Origin of the sequence: Enterococcus sp. DIV1315a (assembly GCF_051712325.1) — a bacterium.
GTDB lineage: Bacteria > Bacillota > Bacilli > Lactobacillales > Enterococcaceae > Enterococcus > Enterococcus faecalis.
Window position 1 is genome coordinate 216650 of the sequence record NZ_JBIOOS010000001.1, and the last position, 25947, is coordinate 242596.

At 38.6% G+C, this 25947-nt stretch carries 26 protein-coding genes; 20 read left to right on the plus strand and 6 right to left on the minus strand.

Annotated features, from left to right (window positions below):
- The first annotated feature begins 28 nt into the window (after window positions 1-28).
- From IGJ03_RS01140 to IGJ03_RS01160, 5 genes are all read left to right on the plus strand, one after another.
- Window positions 29-1927, plus strand: coding sequence for a beta-glucoside-specific PTS transporter subunit IIABC (locus tag IGJ03_RS01140; protein WP_002358327.1), 1899 nt, complete (start codon window positions 29-31; stop codon window positions 1925-1927).
- A gap of 23 nt (window positions 1928-1950) precedes the next feature.
- On the plus strand, window positions 1951-3381 hold the full coding sequence (locus IGJ03_RS01145; RefSeq protein WP_002375743.1) for a 6-phospho-beta-glucosidase: 1431 nt from the start codon (window positions 1951-1953) through the stop codon (window positions 3379-3381).
- 122 nt (window positions 3382-3503) lie between these two features.
- Window positions 3504-4970, plus strand: a complete 1467-nt coding sequence (locus IGJ03_RS01150; RefSeq protein ID WP_375804725.1) for a glycoside hydrolase family 1 protein — start codon at window positions 3504-3506, stop codon at window positions 4968-4970.
- A gap of 20 nt (window positions 4971-4990) precedes the next feature.
- Window positions 4991-5809, plus strand: a complete 819-nt coding sequence (locus IGJ03_RS01155; RefSeq protein WP_002419252.1) for a histidine phosphatase family protein — start codon at window positions 4991-4993, stop codon at window positions 5807-5809.
- A gap of 137 nt (window positions 5810-5946) precedes the next feature.
- Window positions 5947-6690, plus strand: coding sequence for an alpha/beta hydrolase (locus IGJ03_RS01160; protein ID WP_002379036.1), 744 nt, complete (start codon window positions 5947-5949; stop codon window positions 6688-6690).
- A 17-nt stretch (window positions 6691-6707) separates the two neighbouring features.
- Here IGJ03_RS01160 and IGJ03_RS01165 read toward each other — a convergent pair whose 3' ends face one another.
- Window positions 6708-7301 carry a bifunctional transcriptional activator/DNA repair enzyme AdaA gene (locus IGJ03_RS01165; RefSeq protein WP_172759338.1) on the minus strand — a complete coding sequence of 198 codons (594 nt, stop codon included), beginning with the start codon at window positions 7299-7301 and terminating at the stop codon, window positions 6708-6710.
- 110 nt (window positions 7302-7411) lie between these two features.
- On the opposite strand from IGJ03_RS01165, the gene IGJ03_RS01170 reads away from it, so the two are divergent.
- From IGJ03_RS01170 to IGJ03_RS01190, 5 genes are all read left to right on the plus strand, one after another.
- Window positions 7412-7903: a methylated-DNA--[protein]-cysteine S-methyltransferase gene (locus tag IGJ03_RS01170; protein WP_048737157.1), complete on the plus strand. Its 492-nt coding sequence runs from the start codon at window positions 7412-7414 to the stop codon at window positions 7901-7903.
- Window positions 7904-7915: 12 nt separating this feature from the next.
- Window positions 7916-8428 (plus strand): DNA-3-methyladenine glycosylase I, encoded by a 513-nt coding sequence (locus tag IGJ03_RS01175; RefSeq protein ID WP_002355189.1) that lies wholly within the window; start codon window positions 7916-7918, stop codon window positions 8426-8428.
- Window positions 8429-8440: 12 nt separating this feature from the next.
- Entirely contained in the window at window positions 8441-9115 is a 675-nt protein-coding gene (locus tag IGJ03_RS01180; protein ID WP_375804727.1) for an HD domain-containing protein, read from the plus strand.
- A gap of 142 nt (window positions 9116-9257) precedes the next feature.
- Window positions 9258-10193 carry a cation diffusion facilitator family transporter gene (locus IGJ03_RS01185; RefSeq protein ID WP_002355191.1) on the plus strand — a complete coding sequence of 312 codons (936 nt, stop codon included), beginning with the start codon at window positions 9258-9260 and terminating at the stop codon, window positions 10191-10193.
- Window positions 10194-10222: 29 nt separating this feature from the next.
- Window positions 10223-10636 (plus strand): DUF4809 family protein, encoded by a 414-nt coding sequence (locus tag IGJ03_RS01190; protein ID WP_002389555.1) that lies wholly within the window; start codon window positions 10223-10225, stop codon window positions 10634-10636.
- Between the two features lie 98 nt (window positions 10637-10734).
- Here the strand turns inward: IGJ03_RS01190 and fabI are convergent, their stop codons facing one another.
- Window positions 10735-11487, minus strand: coding sequence for an enoyl-ACP reductase FabI (gene fabI, locus IGJ03_RS01195; protein WP_002358338.1), 753 nt, complete (start codon window positions 11485-11487; stop codon window positions 10735-10737).
- A 297-nt stretch (window positions 11488-11784) separates the two neighbouring features.
- On the opposite strand from fabI, the gene fabF reads away from it, so the two are divergent.
- The 3 genes from fabF (at window position 11785) to IGJ03_RS01210 (ending at window position 14572) form a co-directional block, all read left to right on the plus strand.
- Entirely contained in the window at window positions 11785-13023 is a 1239-nt protein-coding gene (gene fabF, locus IGJ03_RS01200) for a beta-ketoacyl-ACP synthase II (RefSeq protein WP_002358339.1), read from the plus strand.
- Between the two features lies 1 nt (window position 13024).
- Window positions 13025-13459: a 3-hydroxyacyl-ACP dehydratase FabZ gene (gene fabZ / locus IGJ03_RS01205; RefSeq protein WP_002355197.1), complete on the plus strand. Its 435-nt coding sequence runs from the start codon at window positions 13025-13027 to the stop codon at window positions 13457-13459.
- A gap of 144 nt (window positions 13460-13603) precedes the next feature.
- On the plus strand, window positions 13604-14572 hold the full coding sequence (locus IGJ03_RS01210) for a dihydroorotate oxidase (RefSeq protein WP_002386045.1): 969 nt from the start codon (window positions 13604-13606) through the stop codon (window positions 14570-14572).
- A gap of 38 nt (window positions 14573-14610) precedes the next feature.
- On the opposite strand, the gene IGJ03_RS01215 is transcribed toward IGJ03_RS01210, so the two are convergent.
- On the minus strand, window positions 14611-15258 hold the full coding sequence (locus IGJ03_RS01215; protein WP_002361142.1) for a FusB/FusC family EF-G-binding protein: 648 nt from the start codon (window positions 15256-15258) through the stop codon (window positions 14611-14613).
- A 354-nt stretch (window positions 15259-15612) separates the two neighbouring features.
- Here IGJ03_RS01215 and efp point away from each other — a divergent pair, with 354 nt between their 5' ends.
- The 4 genes from efp to IGJ03_RS01235 all read left to right on the plus strand — a co-directional run bounded on the left by efp (window position 15613) and on the right by IGJ03_RS01235 (window position 18636).
- Window positions 15613-16173 (plus strand): elongation factor P, encoded by a 561-nt coding sequence (gene efp, locus IGJ03_RS01220; protein WP_002355202.1) that lies wholly within the window; start codon window positions 15613-15615, stop codon window positions 16171-16173.
- 168 nt (window positions 16174-16341) lie between these two features.
- Window positions 16342-16479, plus strand: coding sequence for a hypothetical protein (locus tag IGJ03_RS01225; RefSeq protein WP_002355203.1), 138 nt, complete (start codon window positions 16342-16344; stop codon window positions 16477-16479).
- An 89-nt stretch (window positions 16480-16568) separates the two neighbouring features.
- Window positions 16569-17486 carry a PLP-dependent cysteine synthase family protein gene (locus IGJ03_RS01230; protein WP_002361143.1) on the plus strand — a complete coding sequence of 306 codons (918 nt, stop codon included), beginning with the start codon at window positions 16569-16571 and terminating at the stop codon, window positions 17484-17486.
- Window positions 17487-17499: 13 nt separating this feature from the next.
- Window positions 17500-18636, plus strand: coding sequence for a cystathionine gamma-synthase (locus IGJ03_RS01235; RefSeq protein ID WP_375804729.1), 1137 nt, complete (start codon window positions 17500-17502; stop codon window positions 18634-18636).
- Between the two features lie 36 nt (window positions 18637-18672).
- On the opposite strand, the gene genA is transcribed toward IGJ03_RS01235, so the two are convergent.
- The 3 genes from genA to genR form a co-directional block, all read right to left on the minus strand.
- Entirely contained in the window at window positions 18673-20103 is a 1431-nt protein-coding gene (genA, locus tag IGJ03_RS01240) for a 6-phospho-beta-glucosidase GenA (protein ID WP_002375765.1), read from the minus strand.
- Between the two features lie 26 nt (window positions 20104-20129).
- Window positions 20130-21464 carry a PTS sugar transporter subunit IIC gene (gene genB / locus IGJ03_RS01245; RefSeq protein ID WP_002355207.1) on the minus strand — a complete coding sequence of 445 codons (1335 nt, stop codon included), beginning with the start codon at window positions 21462-21464 and terminating at the stop codon, window positions 20130-20132.
- Between the two features lie 173 nt (window positions 21465-21637).
- Complete coding sequence (genR, locus tag IGJ03_RS01250; protein WP_002355208.1) at window positions 21638-22399, minus strand: MurR/RpiR family transcriptional regulator; 762 nt, start codon at window positions 22397-22399, stop codon at window positions 21638-21640.
- 198 nt (window positions 22400-22597) lie between these two features.
- Here genR and IGJ03_RS01255 point away from each other — a divergent pair, with 198 nt between their 5' ends.
- From IGJ03_RS01255 to IGJ03_RS01265, 3 genes are all read left to right on the plus strand, one after another.
- On the plus strand, window positions 22598-23188 hold the full coding sequence (locus tag IGJ03_RS01255; RefSeq protein WP_025190668.1) for a dihydrofolate reductase family protein: 591 nt from the start codon (window positions 22598-22600) through the stop codon (window positions 23186-23188).
- A gap of 131 nt (window positions 23189-23319) precedes the next feature.
- Entirely contained in the window at window positions 23320-24687 is a 1368-nt protein-coding gene (locus tag IGJ03_RS01260; protein ID WP_002379039.1) for a TrkH family potassium uptake protein, read from the plus strand.
- A 20-nt stretch (window positions 24688-24707) separates the two neighbouring features.
- Window positions 24708-25871 carry a cation:proton antiporter gene (locus IGJ03_RS01265; protein ID WP_002355211.1) on the plus strand — a complete coding sequence of 388 codons (1164 nt, stop codon included), beginning with the start codon at window positions 24708-24710 and terminating at the stop codon, window positions 25869-25871.
- Window positions 25872-25947 lie beyond the last annotated feature (76 nt).

The window sequence follows — 25947 nt, forward strand, 5'->3', positions numbered from 1 at the left end:
TGAAAATAAATTTTTGGAGGAAAAAAAGATGGGAAAATATCATGAACTAGCAGAAAAAATTGTAAAAAATGTCGGTGGGCAAGAGAATATTAATAGTTTGACACATTGTATCACACGTCTTCGCTTCAAATTAAAAGATGAGAGTCAAGCGAATGATGATGTCTTAAAAAATATGGACGGTGTGGTAACTGTTATGAAAAGCGGTGGACAATACCAAGTCGTTATTGGGAACCATGTTCCAGCCGTTTACGAAGAAGTAGTTAGTATTGCAGGCTTGTCAGGAGAACGTGAAGAAGAAGCTTCCAGTGGGAATTTATTTGATCGCTTAATAGATATTTTAAGTGGTTGTTTCCAACCCTTTTTAGGGGCGTTAGCAGCGGCTGGGATGGTCAAAGGGTTAAATGCCTTATTGGTTTTCTTAAAGCTCTATACGGCTACGTCAGGGACTTATACCATGTTAAATGGGATTGGCGATGCAATTTTCTACTTTATGCCAGTTATTTTAGGTTATACAGCAGCTAAAAAATTCCGGTTGCATCCAATGGTAGGGATCGTGATTGGCGCAGCTTTATGTTACCCAACGATTCAAGGAAGTGCATTACAAACGGCCTTTGAAACAACAGCGGGTGCCGGAGCCGCAGCACCGTATAATTTATTCGGTTTACCTGCCTATAATACATTTATGGGGATTCCTTGGGTCGGTGCGAACTATACAAGTAGTGTCGTACCAATCATCTTCATTATTGCTTTTGCGGCACAAGTTCAAAAAGTGTTTAAACGGATTATTCCAGAAGTTGTTCAAACGTTCTTAGTACCGTTTTTCGTGTTGTTGATTGCCTTACCAATTGGTTTCTTAGTAATTGGGCCAATCGTTAGCATGCTAACAGATTTATTAAGCGCTGGCTTTACAGCATTAATGAGTTTCTCACCAGCTTTGTATGGTTTGATTCTTGGTTTCTTCTGGCAAGTCTTAGTTATTTTTGGTTTACATTGGAGCGTTGTGCCATTAGCTATTATGCAAGTGACACAAGAAGGTTCAAGCCAAGTATTAACGGGATCATTTGCAGCTAGTTTTGCGCAAACAGCGGTTGTTTTAGCGATGTTCTTCAAATTGAAAGATAAAAAGTTAAAAGCTTTGTGTCCGCCAGCAATTATCTCTGGTATTTTTGGTGTAACAGAGCCAGCAATTTATGGAATCACTTTACCAAAAAAATGGCCATTTATTTATTCAATGATTGGTGGCGCTGTCGGTGGTTTATATTTGATGATCAACAATGTGACAGCTTATACAATGGGTGGTTTAGGAATTTTCGGTGTGCTAAACTTTATCAATGGTGATGATGCAAGTGGGATGATCCAGTCCTTTATTGCAATTGCCATTGCAGCGGTCGTCGGTTTTGGTCTAACATTCTTCTTCTGGAAAGACAATACAGTTGAGGAAGAAGAAGTGATTATTGATAAAACAACGATTAAAAAAGAAAATATTACAAGTCCAGTCAAAGGACGAGTGTTATCTTTAAAAAATGCAGAGGATCCTGCTTTTGCAAATGGAGCATTAGGAAATGGGGTCGTGATTGAACCAACGGAAGGCAAAGTGGTTGCACCCTTTGATGGAACGATTGTCACACTATTCCCAACAAAACATGCATTAGGTTTGATTTCAGATAACGGCACAGAATTATTGATTCATATTGGGATTGATACAGTTCAATTAGAAGGCGAAGGCTTTGAAGCTTTTGTAAAACAAGGTGACCGCGTGAAAAAAGGTCAAACATTAGTAACCTTTGATTTAGAAGGAATTAAAAAAGCTGGGTTTAGTACACAAATCCCAATCGTTGTGACGAATACAGCGGATTATTTAGATATTTTGGAAGTCGGCAGTAATGAAGTTTCAACAAGTGATGATTTGCTGACCGCTTTAATATAAAAAGATGTGGAGGAAGAGAATTTATGGCATTTAGAAAAGACTTTTTATGGGGTGGCGCAACAGCAGCCAATCAATGTGAAGGTGGCTATAACGAAGGTGGACGCGGTTTGGCAAACGTCGATTTAGCGCCAACTGGTCCAGATCGTTTTCCAGTAATCACTGGTGAAAAGAAAATGTTTAACTTTGATGAAGAACATTTCTATCCTGCACAAGAGGCGATTGATATGTATCATCGCTATAAAGAAGATATCGCCTTATTTGGTGAAATGGGTTTTAAAACATACCGTTTATCCATTGCTTGGAGTCGAATTTTTCCAATGGGAGATGAAACAGAGCCGAATGAAGAAGGCTTGAAGTTCTATGAAGACTTATTCAAAGAATGTCATAAATATGGGATTGAGCCACTAGTAACGATTACACACTTTGACTGTCCAATGCACTTAGTGGAAGAATATGGCGCTTGGCGTAGTCGTAAGTTAGTAGGTTTCTATGAAAATCTTTGCCGTGTAATTTTCAACCGATATAAAGGATTAGTCAAGTATTGGTTAACATTTAACGAAATTAATATGATTTTACATGCACCATTTATGGGAGCAGGTCTATACTTTGAAGAAGGCGAAAACAAAGAACAAGTGAAATACCAAGCGGCCCATCATGAACTACTAGCAAGTGCAATTGCGACAAAAATTGCTCATGAGGTAGATCCTGAAAACCAAGTAGGTTGTATGTTAGCGGCTGGTTCCAACTACGCTTATACTTGCAAACCAGAAGATGTTTTCGCTGCTCGACAAGCAGATCGTGAAAATTATTTCTTTATTGATGTCCAATCACGTGGGGAATACCCTGCGTATGCTTTAAAAGAAATGGCACGTAAAGGTATTCAAATTGAAATGGAAGAAGGCGACGAAGAACTTTTAAAAGAACATACGGTGGACTTCATTTCGTTCTCTTATTATTCTTCTCGTGTCACATCAACAGATCCAGAAATTAATGAACAAACAGCTGGTAACATCTTTGCCTCTGTGAAAAATCCTTATTTAAAAGCCAGTGAATGGGGTTGGCAAATTGATCCGCTTGGTTTGAGAATTACGATGAATGATTTATATGATCGTTATCAAAAACCACTATTCATTGTTGAAAATGGCTTAGGAGCGGTAGACACACCAGACGAAAATGGTGATGTAGTCGATGATTATCGTATCGATTATTTGGCGGCGCATATTCAAGCGATGAAAGATGCCGTTGAACAAGATGGTGTCGACTTGTTAGGCTATACTACTTGGGGCTGTATTGATTTAGTATCAGCTGGAACAGGTGAAATGAAAAAACGCTATGGCTTTATCTATGTGGATCGCGATAACGAAGGAAATGGTACGTTAAAACGAAGCAAGAAGAAATCGTTTGATTGGTACAAAAAAGTAATCGCAACAAATGGTGAAGATTTAAGTAATTAATAAAACTAGCAACTATTCAAGGGCGTTTGACGTTGGTAGAAAAAACAAGGACTCTTCTGCCAGCGTCAATTCCCTTGATGGTTTCTTTGTTATGCCTAAAAACAGAGGGAAAGAGGGATTTTATGGGATTTCCAGAAAATTTTTTATGGGGCGGCGCAACAGCTGCTAACCAATATGAAGGTGGCTATCTTTCAGGAGGCAAAGGTCTGAGTACATTAGATGCAATTACTGGTGGTAGTCAAACAGAACCGCGACGGATTACGTATTTAACTAAAGAAGGCCAAAAAGCTTCGTGTACGCGCGATCAAGCATTACCCGAAGGAGCGATTGGCTATATCGATGAAGAGTTATACTATCCTAGTCATGTAGCGACGGACTTTTACCATCATTACGAAGAAGATATCGCCTTATTTGCAGAAATGGGTTTCAAATGTTTTCGGCTGTCTATCGCCTGGAGCCGGATTTGCCCAAATGGAACAAAAGAGATTAATGAAGAAGGCTTAGCCTTTTATGATAAAGTTTTTGATACTTTGCTGCGCCATGGAATTGAGCCCATTGTGACGATTAACCATTTTGATATTCCAATGTATTTGGCCGATGAATATGATGGTTGGAAAAATCGTGAAGTGATTGATTTCTTTGTTTTCTTTTGCGAAACCATTTTTACACGTTATCAGGATAAAGTGAAGTATTGGATGACTTTTAATGAAATTAATTTTTTAAGAAGTTGGACGCAAATTGGGATTCACAATAATGATAAACAAAGTAAATATCAAGCAGCGCATCATCTATTTGTAGCAAGTGCGAAAGCAGTTGAATTAGGACATTCCATCAATCCAGATTTCCAAATTGGTATGATGGTGGCTTATATTCCAAGTTATCCTTTGTCCTGCAAACCTGAGGACGTGATGGCAGCTGTTCAATTTAACCGAGAGCAAGAATTTTATATGGATGTCCAGGCTAAGGGCTATTATCCAGCGCATAAGCTCAAAGAATTTGAGCGTGAAGGAATGACAATTCAAATGGAGTCAGATGATTTAGCGATTATTCAAAAAGGAACAGTTGATTATATCGGGTTTAGTTATTATATGTCGACTGTTTCGACTGCTTATCCCGAAGAAGTAAAATATGTCGGAGGCAACCAAATGCCTGCGGTTAAAAATCCTTATTTGCAAGAATCTGAATGGGGCTGGGCTGTCGATCCTTTAGGGTTAAGAATTTCATTGTGTCAGTTGTCAGATCGTTACAATATGCCATTGTTTGTGGTTGAAAACGGGTTTGGCGCGGTGGATACATTGCAAGAGGATGGCTCGATTGTCGACGATTACCGCATTGATTATTTTAAACAACATATTGAAGCCATGAGAACCGCAATAGAAGAAGACGCGGTTAACTTAATTGGTTATACGCCATGGGGTTGTATTGACTTAGTTTCAGCAGGGACTGGCGAAATGAAAAAACGTTACGGCTTTATCTATGTAGACATGGATGACCAAGGTCAGGGAACCTTGAAACGAACTAAGAAAAAATCATTTAATTGGTACAAACAAGTTATCGCTAGTAATGGTGAAAACTTAACAACAGAGTAGAAGATGAGGGGAAATAAAAAATGAAAAAACGATTGACGATTGTGGGGATGCTTTTTCTGGCCATTTTAGTAATGGTTGGTTGTGGTAAAAATCAGCAAGCAACGACAAAAGAAAAAGAGACAAAACCTGAAGAACTAACTCTTTACATTGTGCGCCATGGAAAAACCATGTTAAATACGACGGACCGCGTACAAGGATGGTCAGATGCGGTCTTAACACCAGAAGGTGAAAAAGTTGTGACCGCAACTGGGATTGGTTTGAAAGATGTTGCCTTTCAAAATGCATATAGTAGTGATAGTGGCCGCGCCTTGCAAACTGCTCAACTTATTTTAGATCAAAATAAAGCAGGCAAAGACCTTGAAGTCGTGCGTGACCCAGATTTACGTGAATTTAATTTTGGTAGCTATGAAGGGGATTTAAACAAGACAATGTGGCAGGATATTGCTGATGATCAAGGTGTTTCCTTAGAAGAATTTATGAAAAACATGACCCCTGAATCCTTTGCCAACAGTGTAGCTAAACTGGATCAACAGCGCGAGGAAAGCAAGAATAACTGGCCTGCAGAAGACTATGCTACAATTACCAAACGTTTGAAAAAAGGCTTAGATAAAATTGTTGCCACAGAATCAGCCAATCCCGGAAATGGCAATGTTTTAGTGGTCTCTCATGGCTTGAGTATTTCAGCGTTGTTAGCAACTTTATTTGATGATTTTAAAGTCCCAGAAGGCGGTTTGAAGAATGCTAGTGTTACAACGATTCATTACAAAAATGGCGAGTATACTTTGGATAAAGTCAATGATGTCAGCTACTTAGAAGCAGGCAAAAAAGAATCAAAATAATCTAAGGCGTCGAGAAACGGTCTAGTTAGGAGTTGGTGGAGCAACAGAAGGGTTGCTTCACCAACTCCTATTGTTGTGTTCTTTTTTTATTAAAGGTAGAATCAGAAAGAAGAATTTTTTCATTGGGAGGAAATGAGATGAAAAATAGAACAAAATCACGTTGGAAAAAAATTGTCCTAGGAATCGGGCTTTTTTTAGCGGTATTAGTCATCGGTCTGACTATTTTTATTAAAAATAGTACGTATCAAGCAACCGATTCAGCCTTAAAAATAAGCCAAAGTGCCACGCAAGAAAAAAACTATGATTATTATACAAACGGGCAAAAAAATGATACAGCACTGATTTTTTATCCAGGTGCATTGGTTGCGCCCGCTAGTTATAGTGAATGGGCGCAAGAAGTTGCTACGAAAGGTTATGATGTCTATGTTGTTCATTTTCCTTTGAATTTAGCGGTTCTTGCACCAAATGCTGCAGAACAAATTATAAAGGATCATCCACAACAAAACTTCGTTTTGGCTGGACATTCTCTGGGTGGTGTGATGGCTAGTCGTTTTGTAGCGGAAAATGAGCAACGAATCAAAGGCATGATTTATTTAGCCAGCTATCCTGACGAAAAAGGTGCACTAAACAAGCAAAATCTGCCGGTTCTGTCAATAACAGCCACAAACGATGGTGTTTTAAATTGGACTAGCTACCAAAAAGCCAAACAGTTTTTGCCAAAAGATACGCAGTATGTATCTATCGAAGGTGGGAATCATGCAGGGTTTGGTAATTACGGTGTCCAAAAAGGAGACAACAAAGCGACAATTTCTAATGAGCAACAGCAAACAGAAATCAGTCAATTGATTGTAGCATGGCTACAATCACGCCCCAATAAATAATCCGATGAGCCGAAATGTTATTTTTTCGGCTCATTTTTACTTCGATAAACAGAGGGGGTTACGCCTGTTTCTTTTTTAAAAGTGGTGGCAAAATATGCTGCGGTTTGGAAGCCAACTTTTTTCGCGATTTGTTGAATCGTAAGGGGTGAATGGAGAAGTAATTCTTGGGCTTGCCTAATTCGGACACTTGTTAAATAAGCTAACGGGGTTTGTTTCGTCTGTTCCTTAAAGGTTCGCTGCAAATGAAAGGGACTACCGTGGCAGGCTTGCGCTAAATAGTCTAAACTTAATGGTTCCGCTGAATGCCGATCAATAAATTGCTTAATTTGAGCAACCCATTCCTCGTTAGGAACGACTTGCCCGGTTGGTTGACATCTTTTACATGGACGAAAACCAAGTGTTAAAGCTTCCTGAGCCGTTTTGAAGATCAGAACGTGGTTCTTATTGGGCGCACGGGAAGGGCACGAAGGACGACAAAAAATTTTAGTTGTGGTCACACCATAAAAAAAATCACCATCAAATTGCGTATTATTATTTTGAATGGCTTCCCAACGTTTCTGAGTAAGTCGATACGTTGTTTTCATTGTAAGCACACCTCCCGTTTTCTTCATTGTAAAAGAATCCCTAATAAAAACAAGTAAAAAGTGATAGGAGCGCAAGATTTTGAAAGCCAAAAGAATTATAATGAAGATAAGAAAACACGAGAAAGAAGTGTAGACATATGGTAAAAAAGATTTATTATGCGCAACAAGAATGGCAGAACGATCACTATTATCTTGGTGTGACAGACGCTGGACTAGCTTTTGTAGGTTCAGCCAATCAATCGATAGAAGAGCTGAAAAACTGGTACCCTCAAGCACAATTAGAAGCTTCTGAAAAGAAAACTGCGCCTTATAAAGAAGCATTCATAAGTTATCTTAACCAACATTCGACAACGTTTGCTTGCCCCATAGACATCGAAGGAACGCCCTTTCAAAAAGAAGTTTGGCAGGCGTTGCAAGAAATCCCTTATGGTGAGACAATGACCTATCAAGAAATTTCAGAAAAAATTGGGCGTCCACGTGCGGTTCGAGCAGTTGGCACAGCGATTGGGAAAAATCCTTTATTAATGGTCATTCCTTGCCATCGAGTCATCGGCAGCAAGGGACAATTAACCGGTTACCGTGGTGGTTTAGCAATGAAACAAGCATTATTAACATTTGAACAGTCTTAAAAGGAGGCGGCGATGAACAACTATCAATGGTATACAGAACAATGGGGAAAACCTACAAGAGAGGATGATTTGCTGTTTTTATTGTTGACGGTGGGTGTTTTTCAAGTTGGTTTAAGTTGGAAAGCAGCCGCAGGGAAAAAAGTAGCATTCATGAAAAATTTTTGCCAAATGAAGCCGGAAAAAGTTGCCGCGCTGTTGCCTGACGAAGTCGATCGAATAGTAGCTGATCCAGATATGATTCGCAATCGGCGCAAAATTGAAGCAACCATTAAAAATGCGCAAGCAATTTTAAAAGTACAAGAAGAATTTGGCAGTTTTGCCAATTATCTATGGCAATTTGTAAAAAACGTCCCCGTTTTATCTATTTATGAAGAAGCATACCAAGTCCCGCGCACACAGCTTTTGTCAGATAACGTAGCAAAAGACTTAAAAAAAAGAGGATTTTCTTTTGTAGGTCCGATTGTCACCAATATGTTTCTGAAAGCTAGCGGGATTATCCAGGTGGAAATTTTAAATCCAGAATAAAGGAGTGTTAGGATGTTTGAAAATGAATCTCTTAGTTTTGAAGAACAAACAATTATTCAATCAGCAGCGCGTTATGTTCAACAAGAATTAGCCAACGAAGCAAGTGGCCATGACTGGTGGCATATTTATCGGGTGACACAATTAGCAAAAACAATTGCAGAGAAAGAACAAGCAAATTTATTTTTATGTATATTAACAGCATTGTTACATGATATTGGCGATGAAAAATTTAACGAAAGCGAAGAGGCTGGCTTGCTAAAGGTGCAACAATGGCTGGAAGCAAATAACGTATCAACAGAGCAAACGAATCACATCCTTTCCATTATTGCTAATATGTCCTTTAAAGGAGGAAATACTGGGAAAACAGTTACTACATTAGAAGGAAAAGTGGTCCAGGATGCGGATCGATTAGATGCCATCGGCGCGATTGGAATTGCACGGGTGATGGCTTATTCGGGAAATAAAGGCCGTCTAATTCACGATCCCCACAAACAACCTCGTGAACAGTTAACCCAAGAAGAATACCGGAATGGGGAAGATACTGCCATTATGCATTTTTATGAGAAACTTTTAAAGTTAAAGGAACAAATGAATACAAATTATGGTCGCTTATTGGCGGAAAAGCGTCATCAATTTATGGAACTTTATCTGGAGGAATTTTATCAAGAGTGGGATGGACATCGATAAATGAGGGCCAACTAAAACAGTCAGTACATTTCTTTTTGAATTTTAAGAGAACTCTTTTTTACAAATACCTCAGAAGTGGTAAAATGATGGATGAATAAACGGGTGGTTTATCTTAGTTTTACGTTACATATAGGAGGTAATTATGGAGACAAAAAAATCGAGTGGCATGTTTGCAGTTATTGCCGCACTGATTGCGAATATTTTAGTAGCGATTAGTAAATTTGTTGGTTTTGCTTTAAGTGGTAGTACCGCTATGATGAATGAAAGTATCCACAGTGTCGTGGACTGTAGTAATCAGGTGTTATTACTTTTTGGGAATAAGCGCGCTTCTCGTGGACAAAGTGCGTTACATCAATTTGGAGAAGGCCGTGCAAAATACTTTTTTAGTACAATTGTTGCAACGATGCTCTTTTTTGGTGGGGGCGCGTTAGGCGTAATGGAGGCTATTCAGAAGTTACTGCATCCCTCTCATGAAGTAGAAAATGTGGCTATTGTCATTGGTATTTTAATTTTTGGTTTGCTTGTGGAAGGTAGCTCGTTGCGTGTAGCGATGAAAGAAATCAAAGAATTGAATACAGAGAAGTTATCGCTCTTAAAATTTTTGCGAGAAAGTCGTCACAGTGAAATTTTAATTATTTTTACGGAAGACTTTTGTGCGGTTATTGGTTTGTGTTTAGCTTTGGTGGGAACCCTTTTAACAATGGTAACTGGGATTGCTGCATTTGATGCTATCAGTGGTTTACTGATTGGTTTACTATTAATGTGTGCAGCCATTTTCTTAGCGAAAGAATTTTATAGTTTGATTATAGGAGAAAGTGTGACCGCTACAGATTTAGCAAAAATTAAAACTGCATTTGATCGGGCGGATGTTGAAAAACTAATTGATGTAAAGACCGTTCATTTAGGTCCAACTGAAATTTTAGTAGCGGCAAAAATTGATGTGGTAGAACCAATGGAAGAAGATGCACCTGATGTTGTGAATGCGATTGAACGAGACATTCGCAGTAAAATGCCTGATAAAAAAATCTATATCTATATTGAAGTTGACGATTATGATGTGAATTACGTTCGTAAATAACAAATGAAAGAATAACTTTAAAAAACAATATGGGGGAAGAAACGATGCAAGAGGCAATTATAACAAGTACAGTAGATTTAACCAGTGGTGGTTGCAACGCCTGTGGTTTAGTGGAAGATACCGTCTACACATTAGCAATGAATGGAGTGGACATTCCGTTAGATGGCTTGACTGTTGCTCATCTAGTTTCTGCTGTTGTTGCCAGAAATGGATTTAAACAGGAGCTACAAATGGATATGCTAGATGACGAATATATCCTTTATCGAAAAGAAGACACAGCAGTAACCTTTAAAGAAACGTACAATCATTTAAGCTACGATAACGGTTCTGAAAAAATCCAATCTAAAAATAAACTGGAAGATTTACCAAAACTTTTTGAACAAGTTAATCAAATCCTAACAACTGTTTTTGGAATTGAAACTGTCAATTTTATTATAGAATAAAGTACAAAATAGAACAGAAATTGGACAATCAATGAGTGGAAGAGATTGTCCAATCTCTGTTTTTTAATGTATAAATAGAAAATAAAGACAAAAAATGATTAAGTTAAGTGAACGCCTTTATCGACATAAATGATGTCACCGACCACTCCACTAGCTAGTTCACTGACTAAAAAGGCACAAGTGTTTCCGACTTCTTCAATGGTTACACCTGTTTTATCTGGTGTCCGCTCATTAGAAATACTAATCAATTGATCGTAGTCTTTTACACCAGTCACAGCCAATGTTTTAATCGCTCCTGCGGAGATTCCGTTGACACGAATTTTATCTGCAGCTAATTCAAAAGCTAAATATTTCACGGCAGTTTCTAAAGAAGCTTTAGCAATCCCCATCATATTGTAGTTAGGAATCGCACGTTCGGAACCTAAATACGTCAATGTGACAATTCCTGAACCAGGATTTAACAAAGGTTTCGCATAATGAGTGACTGCTAAAAGAGAGTAGCTACTAATATCTTGTGCTAATAGGAAACCATCACGAGTGATGTCACTAACGTTTCCAGACAATTCTTCTTTTTTGGCAAAAGCAATCGCATGGACTAGTCCATCGATCGTGCCCACTTCATTTTTAATTGTTTCAAAGGCTGCTTGAATGGACGCATCAGAAGCAACATCGCATTCCACCAACAAATCATTTTCATCTGCTAATTTAACCACTTGCTTTTTCATGCGTTCGTTTTGATACGTATAAATAACATTGGCCCCTTGATCTTTTAATGCTTTTGCACAGCCCCAAGCAATACTTTTTTTGTTGGCAACACCCATTACGACGACATTCTTATTTTGTAAAAACATATAAAATCTCCTTTAATAAAAAATTTTTGTTGATAGAATAGGCTTTTCTTCATCAAAATGTAAAAGTTACATTTATTGAGTTGACGAATAAAATTTCAACTGGTATTATCTGTGTGAGAATGATAACAAAATCTTCTCAATTTTCTAATCTTGAAAAAAACAGACATTTTTCCTGATGTCTGAATTATTAACCAAAATACTTTGAAAGTCAAACTATTTTTCTTATTTTTTAAGAAAAAGTGCTGGAAACCGCATGAAATAATAGTTTGATAATCAAAATAAACTCGGAGGTACAGTATGAAAAGAGTGGTCATAACCGGCATGGGTGCCGTAACACCATTAGGCAATACCGTAAAAGAATTTTGGCATAATCTAGTGGATGGCAAGCTAGGAATTGGCAAAATTACTAAATTTGATTCTGAAGATACTGGGGTGGCTTTGGCTGGCGAAGTGAAAGAGTTTGACCCAAGTGCTGTTTTAGAACGCAAAGAGCAAAAAAGAATGGACTTATTTTCTCAATATGGCTTGGTCGCTGCTTTAGAAGCGTGGGAAATGAGTGGTTTAACAGAAGCAACGATTGACCCGACTCGTTTAGGTGTGATTGTCGGTAGTGGGATTGGCGGGATGACTACCTTACAAGACCAAGTACGGGTAATGGATAAAAAAGGCGCAAAACGCGTAACACCATTTTTCGTGCCCATGGTAATTGCTAATATGGCAGCGGGAAATATTTCGATTCGTTTAGGTGCAAAAGGACCTTCTCAAACTATCGTGACTGCTTGTGCTTCTGCGACGAATGCGATTGGTGAAGCTTTTCGCACGATTAAATATGGTTTAGCGGACATGATGGTAACTGGGGGGACAGAAGCCACAGTATGTGAAATTGGGATTGCAGGCTTTGCAGCATTGAATGCTTTAAATACAACAGAAGATGCGACTCGGGCTTCGATTCCTTTTGATAAAGAACGAAAAGGTTTTGTGATGGGTGAAGGCGCAGGAATGCTGGTTTTAGAAGAACTCGAGCATGCACAGAAACGTGGCGCAACTATCTACGGCGAAATTGTTGGATATGGCAGCAACTGTGATGCTAGCCACATGACCGCTCCTTTAAAAGACGGTAGTGGCGCGGCAGCTGCGATGGAAATGGCGATTGCAGAAGCAGGGATTACACCGGAACAAATTGGGTATATCAATGCTCATGGTACGTCAACCCCAGCGAATGACGCTGCGGAAACAACGGCCATCAAACGTGTCTTTGGTGAGCGAGCATCGCAAATTCCAATTTCAAGTACAAAGAGTATGACTGGACATTTATTGGGCGCGGCTGGCGGTATCGAAGCGATCGCTTGTGTGCAAACATTGCAAGAAGGAAAAGCTCATCCGACAGTAGGCTACCAAGTTGCTGATCCAGATTGTGATTTAGATTATGTCACAGAAGGTGCACGTGACATTACAGCGGACTATACAATTAGTAATTCGTTTGGCTTTGGTGGCCATAATGGTGTAATTTGCTTGAAGAAATGGGAGGAAAACTAGTATGAAAAAAGTAATGACTGCAACAGAAATTATGGAAATGATTCCTAATCGCTATCCGATTTGTTATATTGATTATGTGGATGAAATTATTCCAAATGAAAAGATTATTGCAACAAAAAATGTGACAATTAACGAAGAATTTTTTCAAGGACATTTCCCTGGAAATCCAACAATGCCAGGCGTTTTGATTATTGAAGCATTGGCACAAGTAGGTTCGATTTTAATCTTAAAAATGGATCAATTTGAAGGTGAAACAGCCTATATTGGCGGTATCAACAAAGCCAAATTCCGTCAAAAAGTGGTCCCTGGTGATGTCTTGAAATTACATTTTGAAATCGTCAAATTACGTGACTTTGTCGGCATCGGCAAAGCGACTGCTTACGTGGAAGATAAAAAGGTCTGCGAATGTGAATTGACGTTTATTGTGGGACGATAAGAATCAATCAATTTTGGATACGTTAGTTTCCCTAAGAAAAGGAATAAGTCACAATGGCTTATTCCTTTTTAAATTTATATAAATAACACTAACGCAAAAAAACATGCTATAATCATAAAAAGCTTACGTGAAGGTGGTAAGCTTATGAGTAAAACAATTTACAGGAGGGTTTTTCTTTTGGATATTTCAGTAGAGTTTTCGGGACATAAATTGGCGAATGTGTTAATGAACGCATCAGGCATTCATTGTATGACAATTAAGGAAATGGACGAGTTAGCGGCTTCTCAAGCAGGTGCTTTTGTCGCTAAGACGGCAACACCTAATCCTCGTCAGGGCAATGAGGAGCCTCGGTATTTTGATACACCATTAGGAAGTATTAACTCAATGGGCTTGCCTAATTTAGGGATTGATTATTATTTAGATTATCAGATTGCACGTCAAAAGGAATTTCCCGAGGAGTTACGCTTTTTATCTGTATCTGGTATGAATTATGAGGAAAATATCGCTATTTTAAAAAAAGTGCAAGAAAGTGAATACACAGGAGTGACAGAATTTAATTTGTCTTGTCCCAATTTGCCTGGTAAACCGCAAATTGCTTATGATTTTGAATTAACAGAAAAGCTTTTAACAGAAGTTTTCCAATTTTTTACTAAACCATTAGGTGTAAAATTACCCCCATTTTTTGATATTGCACATTTTGACGCAATGGCTGAAATTTTAAATAAATTCCCTTTAGTTTACGTGAATAGTATTAATAGCATCGGTAATGGTTTATATATTGACAGTGACAAGGAAGAAGTGGTCATTAAACCAAAAGGAGGTTTCGGTGGACTGGGCGGCGAATATGTCAAACCAACAGCGTTAGCCAATGTTCGTGCGTTTGCGCAACGTTTGAAACCAGAAATCAAAATTATTGGAACGGGCGGTATTACATGTGGAAAAGATGTTTTTGAGCATCTTTTATGTGGTGCGACATTAGTACAAGTTGGCACACAATTGCACCAAGAAGGTCCACAAGTTTTTGAACGTCTAGCCAAAGAATTACAAGAAATCATGGCAGCAAAAGGTTATGAAAGTATTGAAGAATTTCGTGGGAAATTGAAAGAGATGTAACAAAAAAACCGTCAAGAAATTTTCTTGACGGTTTTTTGTTATTTCACAGCCTTAACATTTTCCATAAAGGCTTCCAAATATTCAGGTTGTGTTAATTGTTGGTTACAGGTGTCGCTATCATGGCAAATGTAATTGCCTTTTTTCGTGTAGGTTCCGTCGCCGCCTGATTTGGTGGTAGCTAGGAACATAGACACATTCGTGATTGTTTGACAGATGGAGCAAACACCTTTAACAATGGTGGGTGAAAGGGTGCCGTGGACGCCGATTAATTTATTTTCTCGATAAGCTAAGATAAATTTTTTCTGAGTCCCAGCGTCGTTCCAACCGACATAGGTATTGTTCCGTAAATCCATGTTTTCCCACTCAGGAATCTTTAACTTTTTCACTTTGCGAAAGACTTTCGTGACTTGTGGTGTTGAAGGTTCTTTAAAGGGCAACACGGTTTCTTTTAATTCATCTAAATATTTTTCAGCACGTGCGCGTGTTAAACGACGATCCATCACTTTGTCCAACAAAATCGTAACAGCAGGGTGTTCTTCTGGAAATAACCCATTGATTTTTTCGACACATAGGGCCTGGACAGTTTTGACAGTCGTAGCATCGTTAACAGACGTATAGGTATTTAGTAACACAGCGACTTGTTCTTTAATTATGTTAAATTGGTAAGGTTGAATAGTTGGGTTCATGATTTTAAATTCCTTTCAAATAGACCGAGTACATACGCTGAAAGGCAATTTGTCTCACCAACGTATGTTTAGTGACAGACAACCTCATGTGTTTTTGATAAAGATAGCGTTTGACGTATCATATCATCACCCCCTTTAATGATTGATTTTTTCTATGTAAAAAGTGAAAATAATTGATGAAAGCTTGGTAATTCTAACGCAATTCAAGAAAAAAGGCAAGTTAAACTCGTTTTATTTCCCAATTCAATGTCTGGGGAGTGATAAACTTCTAAAAAAGATACGTGATTTCCTAGATTAATCCTAGGTTATTTGCTACAATAATGAAGAATTAACCAGAGAAAAGGAGAAATTACAATGATTGCAGCAAGCGATTTAAAAGCCGGTATGACTTTTGAGCAAGACGGCAAATTAATTAAAGTAATGGAAGCTAGCCACCACAAACCAGGTAAAGGTAACACGGTTATGCGTATGAAATTAAAAGATGTTCGTACGGGTTCAACAACAGATACAACAATGCGCCCAGATGAAAAAGTGAAAAAAGCGCACATCGATACAAAACCGGTTCAATATTTATACAGCCAAGATGATATGGCTATTTTCATGGATTTAGAAACATATGAACAATATGAAGTACCAACTGCTTTAATTGAAGAAGAATTAAAATATTTACTAGAAAATATGGAAGTAAAAATTCAATTTTATGGTGAAGAAGTCATTGGTTTAACTTTACCAACAACGGTAATCTTACGTGTTGCTGAAACACAACCTTCAATCAAAGGCGCAACAGTAACTGGTTCTGGTAAACCCGCTACAATGGAAACAGGATTAGTTGTTAACGTTCCAGATTTTGTTGAAGCAGACGAATTATTAGAAATCAATACTGCGGAAGGTACGTATTTAAAACGTGCTAAATAAGTAGCAGAAAAACAGAAGGCTAGCCTTCTGTTTTTTTTGGTCTATTAATTCTTTTGCCTATAAGAAAACCATTGGTGTGATAGGAAATAGCAATCGTTAGAATCGTTGACACTAGAAAATGGGAAATGGTATAGTTTGGTCAACACATGACGAAGGAGGAAATCAACCATGACGAAAAAACAAGCTAGCCCTTTTTTAGAAACGGAAAGCTGTTGTTGTATGGTGCAAAATAGTGCAGCATACTCTTTTGTGATGGGGAAAACCTCCGTTATTTCTGAAAAATTGCCTAACACGATTCCTCTCTGAATCTAGACAACCAGAAATAAACAAAAAAGGTGCTGATGCGATCAGCACCTTTTTGTTTTATGTACATGTATTAGAAGGAGGAATTCGCTATGATTGTTCAGTCAATTTTAGACACAATCGGAGCAACACCATTATTTGAATTTACAAGTGAACAATATCCTATGCCAGAAGGCACTAAAATTTATGCGAAACTAGAATATTTGAATCCAGGTGGCAGTGTCAAAGATCGGCTTGGTGTGCATCTTCTCAAAGAGGCAATGAAAACGGGAAAGATAAATCAAGCCACAACAATTATTGAACCGACAGCTGGGAATACAGGGATTGGACTTGCATTAGCTGCCAGTCAACTGGGCCTCAAGACAATCTTTGTTGTGCCAGAAAAATTTAGTCAGGAAAAACAACAGCTGATGCAAGCGTTAGGTGCTAAAATTGTCCCTTCGCCAACAGAGCAAGGGATTGTCGGAGCGATAACTAGTGCCCAAGACTTAGCCAAGGAAATTCCTAATAGTTACGTGCCGTTACAATTTGAAAATCCGGATAATCCTGCTGCTTACTACGAAGGATTAGGACCTGAAATTGTTCAAGACCTAGGCGGGAAGATTACTAGCTTTGTCGCAGGTTTAGGCAGTGGTGGAACGTTTGCAGGTGTTGGCAGATATCTCAAAGAACAAAATAGTAAGACGCAATTATGGGGCGTGGAGCCAGAAGGTTCAATTTTAAATGGCGGACCTGCACACGGACATGAAATCGAAGGCATTGGCGTGGAGTTCGTGCCGCCTTTTCTTAAACAGATTCCTGTGGACGGCTTTTATACCATTTCAGACGAGGATGGTTTTTTCTGGGTCAAACAATTAGCCAAGAAAAGCGCTTTGTTGGTGGGAAGCTCCAGCGGCGCAGCATTTGCGGCGGCATTAAGAGAGGCGCGCCGCTTACCAGCAGGCAGCACAATTGTAACTATTTTTCCTGACGGTAGTGACCGTTATTTATCAAAAAATATTTATTCTTAGGAGGAAAACTTTTATGAAATTCAATACCAAATTAATTCATGGCGGCATTAGCAAAGACACAACAACAGGTGCAGTGAGTGTTCCTATTTATCAAACGTCAACCTTTGAACAAAATGGCGTGGGCCAGCCAAAAGAATATGAATATTCTCGTTCAGGTAATCCCACACGTCACGCGTTAGAAACCTTAATCGCTGAGTTAGAAGGTGGGAGCCATGGCTTTGCGTTTAGCTCAGGCTTAGCTGGTATTCATGCAATCATTTCTATATTTGGACCCGAAGATCATATTTTATTAGGTGACGATGTCTATGGGGGGAGTTTCCGTTTATTGGATAAAGTATTTGTAGCAAATGGGTTAAGCTACACGATTGTAAACGCCAGCGACTTATCAACAATTGAAGCCGCAATTCAGCCAAATACAAAAGCCTTGCTTTTGGAAACACCAAGTAATCCACTGTTAAAAATTACAGATATTGAAGCGGCAGCTAAGCTTGCTAAAAAACATCAGTTGTTAACTATTGTCGATAATACATTTGCGACGCCTTATTTTCAACGGCCGTTAGCGTTAGGTGCTGATATTGTGGTTCACAGCGGGACAAAATATTTAGGGGGCCATAGTGATGTAGTTTCTGGTTTAGTCGTAACGAATCATCCAGAAAGCGCAGAAAAGATTGCCTTTTTACAAAATGCGATTGGCGCTGTTTTAGGACCACATGATAGTTGGTTGGTCCAACGTAGTTTAAAAACATTAGGCGTCCGGATGGCAGCGCATGCCCAAAATGCTCAAAAAATCGCAGAATTTTTAGAAGCGCATCCAGCTGTAGCAACGGTGTATTATCCAGGACTAGCGAGTCATCCTGGTCACGAAATTGCACAAAAACAGATGTCGGGATTTAGTGGTATGATTTCTTTTGAATTAGCCAAGGATGAGCAAGTCGTTCCTTTCGTAGAAGCGTTGGAAATTTTTACTTTAGCGGAAAGTTTAGGTGGCGTAGAAAGTTTAATTGAAGTACCTGCCATTATGACTCACGCATCTATTCCCAAAGAAAATCGTGAAGCTGTGGGAATTAAAGATGGACTCATTCGTTTATCTGTAGGAATTGAAGCAGTCGAAGATTTGTTGGCTGATTTAGAAAAGGGATTACAAGCATAAACAAAAGGCCCTCGTCTTTAGACGAAGGCCTTTTGTTTATAATTCTTCACCATTCGTAGCAATCACTTGTTGATACCAAGCAAACGATTTTTTCTTTCGCCGTTCCAACGTTCCGTGACCATCGTTGTCCTTATCTACATAAATGAAGCCATACCGTTTCTTCATTTCGCCTGTACTAGCACTCACTAAATCGATGAATCCCCAAGGTGTGTAGCCCATCAAATCAATGCCGTCATACGCAACGGCTTCTTTCATCATCTCAATATGTTCACGTAAATAAGCGATTCGGTAAGTGTCGTTAATCGTTCCGTCTGGTTCTAACTCATCAATAGCACCAAAGCCATTTTCGACAATAAAAAGTGGTAATTCATACCGATCATTGAACCAATTCATTGCATAGCGCAAGCCCATAGGATCGATTTGCCAGCCCCAATCAGATGTTGCTACATAAGAATTTCGCACCAAGTCTTTTGCTTCATTGTAGTCAAAAGTAGGGGCCTTTTCTGCACCTTTCACAGCAAACGACATGTAATAGCTAAAGCCAATATAATCAACACAGCCATTAGCCAAATCAGTTAAATCTTCTTCTGTGACATCTAATGAAATGTTTTTTCGTTTCAAATAGCATTGAATTGCACTTGGATAATGACCGCGGACATGAACATCGGTAAACCAATAACGTTTTTGCATTGCGCTAACACTCATCATCATATCCTCAGGATTACAAGAATAAGGATAAATAGGCACCATCGCAATCATACAGCCAATTTGGAAGTCGGGATTGATAGCGTGGCCAATTTTCACTGCACGTGCGCTAGCGACTAGTTCATAATGAGCAGCCTGATACATAATTGCTTCGCGGTCTTCTCCTTCCTGGTAAGCAATACCAGAGTTAGTAAAAGGTGCAAAATCTTCTTCATAATTGGCTTGGTTGTTAATTTCGTTAAAGGTCATCCAATATTTGACTTTTTTCTGGTAACGAGTGAAACAGACTTCAGCAAATTTGACAAAAAAATCAATGACCTGGCGATTGCGAAAGCCGCCATATTTTGTGACTAAATGATAAGGCATTTCAAAGTGAGACAGTGTCACGACTGGCTCAATGCCATTTTTCAAACACTCGTCAAAAAGTGCATCATAAAAACGAAGGCCTTCTTCATTGGGCGTTTCTTCATCTCCGTTAGGAAAAATTCGTGTCCAAGCAATAGAGGTTCGGAAACAATTTAAACCAAGTTCTTTGAATAGTTGAATATCTTCTTGATAGCGATGGTAAAAATCAATCGCTTCATGGTTAGGATAGTGTTCATCTGGTAAAACGCCTGCGGTAATTTTACGAGGGACGCCATGTGCACCGGCAGTCATTACATCCGCCACGCTCACCCCTTTACCGCCTTGGTCCCAGCCTCCTTCTAATTGATGAGCAGCAACAGCGCCGCCCCAAAGAAAATCGTTTTTCAAAATTGACATATCGTTTCAGTCCTTTGTTCAAATTTTTATACGTTTTGTGCTTCGACTTTTTCAAGGGTTTCTTCAGTAATTGGTTGATTGGTTTCTTCTGCGTAATTAAGTGCATCCATTTTTTTAGCAAACGGTAAATAGATAAAGAAACTCATCGTCAGTACCACTACTTGAAGCAACGCGGCTTGCCAACCACCAACTAAAAGTCCAGAAATGATTGGAGGAGTAGTCCAGGGAACTTGTACCGCAGTAAAGAGAGGAACCAGTCCTGTGTACAAGGCAAAATATGTCACAACAGAAGAAACAATCGGTGTGATAATGAATGGCACAGCCATGATTGGGTTCATCACGATAGGTGTAGCAAAGACAATTGGCTCGTTAATATTGAAAACAGCTGGCCCAATTGAAAGCCGACCTAATTGCTTAAACTGAGCTGATTTGGCAAAGAAAACCATGAACACGACTAACCCGATTGTCATGCCCGCACCAGTGACCGTTAAAAATTGATCTAAAAATTGTTGTGTAACAATATGGCCACCATTAGCCAGTGTTAAGTCTTTTCCTGATTTCAAAATTTCGGTATTTTCTAAAGAGTTTGCTTGTAAAATAGGGCCCATGATACCGCCAACGATTGTTGACCCGTGAACACCGAAAAACCAAAAGAGGGGAATGACAAAACCTAATAGTAATGCGCCACCTAGTGAATCTGTGACTCCTTGAAGTGGTGATTGTAGCACTTCGTAAATAAAGTCAAAGAATGTCGTATTGAAGACTTTATCTAGAAGAATGAAAATTAGCATTGCACCAGTTACAATGACGCTGGCAGGAATTAACGCAGTAAAGGAATTGGCCACATTTTCTGGTACAGCTTCTGGTAATTTGATACGAATATCATGACGTAAAAACCAACTATATACAACACCGACTAACAAACCAACAATAATAGCTGTAATCATCCCTTTGCCAGCTGTCCAATCTTTGTTGATGACATTGCCAACTACTGCGCCAGAAACCGCATCTTTGACTTCAGATGACATAAACAAAATGAAAACCACCATGGCAATCATGCCCGCTGGGAGGCCTTCAAATCCCTCGCTTTTTACATATGAGTAGGCAATACCGATGACCGCAAATAACGACATAATCGCAAAAGATGCACCATATGCTTGATTGAAATAAACAGCCAGACCGCTTGCGTTAACCCATTCAGAAATAGCTGTAACTGGGAAATTCGCTAATAGAAGAAACACGGAACCAACAATGGTAAAAGGCATCGTGTAAAGCATCCCGTTCCGTAAGGCAGTAATTGCTTTAGTATTGACGAATTTTAGTACTGGAGGTAATAATTTCTCGTTAATCCATTCGTTCATAAAAATCTCTCCTTTGAAGAATAATATAAATGCAAATGTATCCGTTTACATATTTACTATATAAGGTTATTTGAAGAAAAAATAGACTTTTGCTTGAATGAGAAACATGTACCAAGAAAAAAAACAAAAAAGCTCATGGTGTTTTGGACAGCATGCGCTTTTTTGAAAAATAACTAGAAAGGTGTTTCATCTAGTTCCTTTAAAAGTTGACTTGCTTGATGAGCTAGGAGTTCAATTAAAGCAATGACAGGGATTTGAGTGGTTGTATTAACTGATTTATCTGCAAATGGAGAACGTTCGTCGGGCATATAATAGGAGATGTTGTAGTCAGCCAAGCGGGCAATAGTTGAATGTTGATTGTTGGTAATGCTTAGCACTTTGGCACCAGCTGTTTTAAAATCGGTCATTTGTTTAATCATTTCATTGGTTTCCCCAGATACAGACAGAATCAAGGCTAATGTATTTTCAAATCCGCGCTTGGGGATAGGCGTAAAGGGATCAGCAATACTGTAAGAATTGATATTTAAGTTGGCAAAATAACGACTGCCATAACTACCTAAAATTCCGCTAGTACCAATGCCAGTAAAGGCAACGTGACGTGCTTGAACAATCATTTGAATTGCTGGACGAAGCATTTCGTAATAGGTTTCTTGGTTTAATTTTTTCAAAAAAGCATCGACGTGAACTGTGGCATCATAAAAATTTTCAAACGTTTGTGTTTGTTTGGCTTCTTCTTTCACTGCATATTTTAATTCGGAAAAACCAGCATAGCCCATTTTGTTACAAAATCGTAGAATCGTTGAGGTGGAGACATGACAGGAAGTAGCCAGTTGGCGAATGGTCTGTTGAGGGATTTGGTGCAGGTGTTCCAATACATAATGGTAAACGAGCATTTCTAATTCATTCAAGGTCTGAACCTTCTCTAAATCAAACAAAGTAATCCTCCTTTATATAAAAACTGAATATGTTATTTTTTTGTGTAAATTAAATAAACCAATTCTTATTTTTCTTGAAAAAAATGTAAAATAACTCAATAAAAAGTTTCTTATTTCCTATTTTACAAAAAGTAGCCCAATTATCCTAGTTTTTCTCTTTTTTCTTTTAAAAATAACAATGCGCACCCCTAGAGTTTTTTGAGAAAACAAGCTAAAATAGATAAGAAGAGAAAAGGAGGCGTTGATGTGGCACGGGAAGTAATTTTATTTATTGCAGCGAGTATTGATGGTTTCATTGCGGATAAAGCGGGCGGTGTTGCTTGGTTAGAAGAGAATATTCGTGGCGATGAAGAAGATCGTAGTTACGATGAAATGTATGAAAAAATAGACACTGTGGTAATGGGGCGGACTACTTATGATCAAGTGACACAAGAATTGTCCCCAGATGTGTATTTTTATGAAGACAAGCATTCTTATATCATTACCTCTCATCCAGAACCATCAACTGCTTCAAGAACTTTTACAAAGGAAGATCCCGTCACATTAATTCGTCGTATCAAAGAAGAAGACGGCGCGGGAATTTGGATTGTTGGAGGCCCAAAAGTGGTTCAACCGCTTTTGGCAGCTGATTTAATTGATACCTTCATTTTGACGACAATACCACTGTTTCTGGGTGAGGGCATTGCTCTATACGAGACAATGGCTCAATCAATCCCAGTTCGTTTAAAACAGGTTTATCAAAAAAATGAGTTGGTTTATTCGATTTATCAACGTGAAAACAAAAATTAAAAAATAATTATTCGGTTGGGCAAGTTGCTTTCAAGGTTTTGAGTTTCTCATAGGGCGAGAGGAACAAAGCAACAGTTGTCTAGCCGTTTGTGTTGTTTTTGATTGACAAAGAAATGGTAGAGGAGAAAAAAATGAAACATCAGATCAAAAGAAGGTTGTATATTTCACCTGTTCAAACAATTGTCTTAGGCTTTTTTCTATTAATTGTTGTAGGCACAATCTTATTAATGATGCCTTTTTCTGCACAAGCTGGACAAAAAACGCAATGGATTGATGCTTTTTTCGTGGCAACTTCCGCCGTCTGTGTTACAGGGCTTTCGCCTTTGAATACGGCGGAACATTGGAGTCCTATCGGGCAAGTTATTATTATGATTTTGATTGAATTAGGCGGCTTAGGCTTTTTAACCGTTGCCACGATTTTCTTTAGTTTGCTGCGGAAAAAAGCGTCACTAAGTGTACGGATGTTGTATCAAGAAGCGTTAAATGTTAGTGAAGTTTCCGGAGTTTTTCGTTTAATGAAATATATTATGAAGTTTGCGGCCATTATTCAATTACTTGGAGCCTTCTTGTTGTCCTTTCAATTTGTGCCAACATTTGGGTGGAAAAAAGGGTTGTTTTTTAGTCTCTTCCATGCCGTTTCGGCATTTTGTAATGCTGGCTTTGATTTGCTAGGGGATAGTATGGTTCCTTATCAAAATTCGCCTTATCTTTTACTAGTCATTAGCTTTTTAATTATAGCTGGTGGCTTAGGATTTATTGTGTGGCGCGATATTTTTGCAATGATTAAAGGTTATAAAAATAAAATTAAGCACCGTGTTAGTATTCATACACGCCTTGCTTTAACGGTGACCGCCACCTTTTTAGTCTTAGGGACCGTTATTTTTTACATTTCGGAATATCGCCATTTTCCAGCTGACATGTCTTTTTGGCAGCGTCTTGTCAACAGTTGGTTCTTGTCGGTTACACCAAGAACGGCTGGCTTTTATTCAGTTGATTATTTGAAAATGAGTAATCCAGGCCTGATTGTCACGATTTTGTGGATGTTTATTGGTGGCACTTCAGGATCAACCGCTGGCGGCTTGAAAACCACTACGTTTGGTGTGTTATTTTTACAATTTCGTGCAATTTTTAAAGGGAAACAGCGAGTGGAATTCCATGAACGCACAATTCCTGAGCGAGTAGTGCTCCAAGCGTTTACTTTGTTCTTCTTGGCAACTTTTTTATGTGTAACTGCTTCAGTTATTCTCTCGTTTACAGAAACATTACCTTTAAAAAACGGGATTGAGTATATCGTTTTTGAAGTGATTTCTGCATTTGGAACGGTCGGTTTAACAATGGGGTTAACACCAGATTTAACTGTTTTTGGTAAACTGGTGATTATTTTTCTAATGTTCGTCGGTCGTGTGGGTGTGTACACGGTGTTATTGTCATTAATTAAGAAAGGCTTGGAAAGTCAGTCGAAAGTTCAATATCCAAAAGAATCAGTGATGATTGGTTAATAGAGAAAGAGGGAAATAGAATGGAATTTTTAGGTATTTTATGTTTGATTTTAATTACAACGACTTTAGCAGGTGTTGCTTGTAAAAGAGTAGGAATTCCTGCAGTAATTGGGCAATTGCTAGTAGGGATTGTGTTAGGTCCAGCGATGTTAAATATTGTGCATCAAGATGTGTTTGTGCATGACTTTTCAGAAATTGGTGTCATTATGCTGATGTTTATTGCTGGAATGGAATGTGAATTGGAATTATTGAAAAAATATGCGAAACCTAGTGTCATGGTCGCTATTTTGGGCATCGTTTTACCGGTTGGTTTTACTATGTTGATTGGTCAGCTGTTTGCTTTTTCTTGGAAAGAAGCTTTTTTCCTTGGGTTAGTTTTAGCAGCAACGTCGGTCAGTATTTCAGTAGAAGTATTAAGAGAGTTGAATGTTTTAAGTAGTAAAGAAGGTGCAACGATTCTTGGGGCTTCTGTCGTTGACGATATCGTGGTCGTGATTATTTTAAGTGTCGCTGTCGGCATGATTGGTGCAAGTACAGGCGGCAATACAGAAGTCAGCTTTATTGTTAAGTTAATTGAACAAGGCTTATTCTTTATTGGGATTTTCTTTTTGGTCCGCTTTATTGCTCCCTATTTACTACGTTTAAGTCAAAAAATGAACATTGGGTCGTCTGTTATTATCATGTCATTGATTATCTGTTTGGGCATGGCTTATTTGGCTGATTTAGTTGGTTTAAGTTCTGTCGTAGGTGCCTTTTTTGCAGGGATTGCTGTGGGACAAACGGATGCAAAAACAGAAATTGATTTCAATATTGAAGCTATTGGCTATGCCGTGTTTATTCCCGTCTTCTTTGCCAGCATTGGCTTATCAGTGACATTTAACACGTTAGGAAAGGATTTACCTTTTATTTTGGTAATGACGATTATGGCGATTTTAACGAAATTACTGGGCGGCGCCTGGGGAGCGAAAATGGTTGGTTTCTCCAATACAAGTTCTTTAATGGTCGGTGCTGGGATGGTTTCGCGTGGGGAAATGGCATTAATCATTGCGCAAATTGGCTACCAATCTAAATTACTTTCAGAAGCGTATTATACGAGCATGATTGTGGTAATTATCTTAACGACCTTAGTTGCACCTTTCTTATTGAAATACTTTGTTAAAAAACAAGAATCTGCGTTGCAATAAAAAAAGATGAGCAGAAGTTGTTGACAAAAAAATAAAATAGCTATATGATGAGTTCAAGATAAACGACTACATTTGT

Excerpts from the sequence above, each read along its gene's own strand:
- IGJ03_RS01170 (WP_048737157.1), top strand. The coding sequence starts at position 7,412 with ATGGTAAAAAAGATTTATTATGCGCAACAAGAATGGCAGAACGATCAC.
- IGJ03_RS01175 (WP_002355189.1), top strand. The coding sequence starts at position 7,916 with ATGAACAACTATCAATGGTATACAGAACAATGGGGAAAACCTACAAGA.
- IGJ03_RS01150 (WP_375804725.1), top strand. The coding sequence starts at position 3,504 with ATGGGATTTCCAGAAAATTTTTTATGGGGCGGCGCAACAGCTGCTAAC.
- IGJ03_RS01265 (WP_002355211.1), top strand. The coding sequence starts at position 24,708 with ATGGAATTTTTAGGTATTTTATGTTTGATTTTAATTACAACGACTTTA.
- IGJ03_RS01180 (WP_375804727.1), top strand. The coding sequence starts at position 8,441 with ATGTTTGAAAATGAATCTCTTAGTTTTGAAGAACAAACAATTATTCAA.
- IGJ03_RS01160 (WP_002379036.1), top strand. The coding sequence starts at position 5,947 with ATGAAAAATAGAACAAAATCACGTTGGAAAAAAATTGTCCTAGGAATC.
- IGJ03_RS01225 (WP_002355203.1), top strand. The coding sequence starts at position 16,342 with ATGACGAAAAAACAAGCTAGCCCTTTTTTAGAAACGGAAAGCTGTTGT.
- fabI (WP_002358338.1), bottom strand. The coding sequence starts at position 11,487 with ATGTTTTTACAAAATAAGAATGTCGTCGTAATGGGTGTTGCCAACAAA.
- fabF (WP_002358339.1), top strand. The coding sequence starts at position 11,785 with ATGAAAAGAGTGGTCATAACCGGCATGGGTGCCGTAACACCATTAGGC.
- IGJ03_RS01260 (WP_002379039.1), top strand. The coding sequence starts at position 23,320 with ATGAAACATCAGATCAAAAGAAGGTTGTATATTTCACCTGTTCAAACA.
- IGJ03_RS01145 (WP_002375743.1), top strand. The coding sequence starts at position 1,951 with ATGGCATTTAGAAAAGACTTTTTATGGGGTGGCGCAACAGCAGCCAAT.
- genA (WP_002375765.1), bottom strand. The coding sequence starts at position 20,103 with ATGTCAATTTTGAAAAACGATTTTCTTTGGGGCGGCGCTGTTGCTGCT.
- IGJ03_RS01185 (WP_002355191.1), top strand. The coding sequence starts at position 9,258 with ATGGAGACAAAAAAATCGAGTGGCATGTTTGCAGTTATTGCCGCACTG.
- IGJ03_RS01215 (WP_002361142.1), bottom strand. The coding sequence starts at position 15,258 with ATGAACCCAACTATTCAACCTTACCAATTTAACATAATTAAAGAACAA.
- IGJ03_RS01235 (WP_375804729.1), top strand. The coding sequence starts at position 17,500 with ATGAAATTCAATACCAAATTAATTCATGGCGGCATTAGCAAAGACACA.
- IGJ03_RS01230 (WP_002361143.1), top strand. The coding sequence starts at position 16,569 with ATGATTGTTCAGTCAATTTTAGACACAATCGGAGCAACACCATTATTT.
- genB (WP_002355207.1), bottom strand. The coding sequence starts at position 21,464 with ATGAACGAATGGATTAACGAGAAATTATTACCTCCAGTACTAAAATTC.
- efp (WP_002355202.1), top strand. The coding sequence starts at position 15,613 with ATGATTGCAGCAAGCGATTTAAAAGCCGGTATGACTTTTGAGCAAGAC.
- IGJ03_RS01190 (WP_002389555.1), top strand. The coding sequence starts at position 10,223 with ATGGGGGAAGAAACGATGCAAGAGGCAATTATAACAAGTACAGTAGAT.
- IGJ03_RS01155 (WP_002419252.1), top strand. The coding sequence starts at position 4,991 with ATGAAAAAACGATTGACGATTGTGGGGATGCTTTTTCTGGCCATTTTA.
- IGJ03_RS01165 (WP_172759338.1), bottom strand. The coding sequence starts at position 7,301 with ATGAAGAAAACGGGAGGTGTGCTTACAATGAAAACAACGTATCGACTT.
- IGJ03_RS01140 (WP_002358327.1), top strand. The coding sequence starts at position 29 with ATGGGAAAATATCATGAACTAGCAGAAAAAATTGTAAAAAATGTCGGT.
- IGJ03_RS01210 (WP_002386045.1), top strand. The coding sequence starts at position 13,604 with ATGAGTAAAACAATTTACAGGAGGGTTTTTCTTTTGGATATTTCAGTA.
- fabZ (WP_002355197.1), top strand. The coding sequence starts at position 13,025 with ATGAAAAAAGTAATGACTGCAACAGAAATTATGGAAATGATTCCTAAT.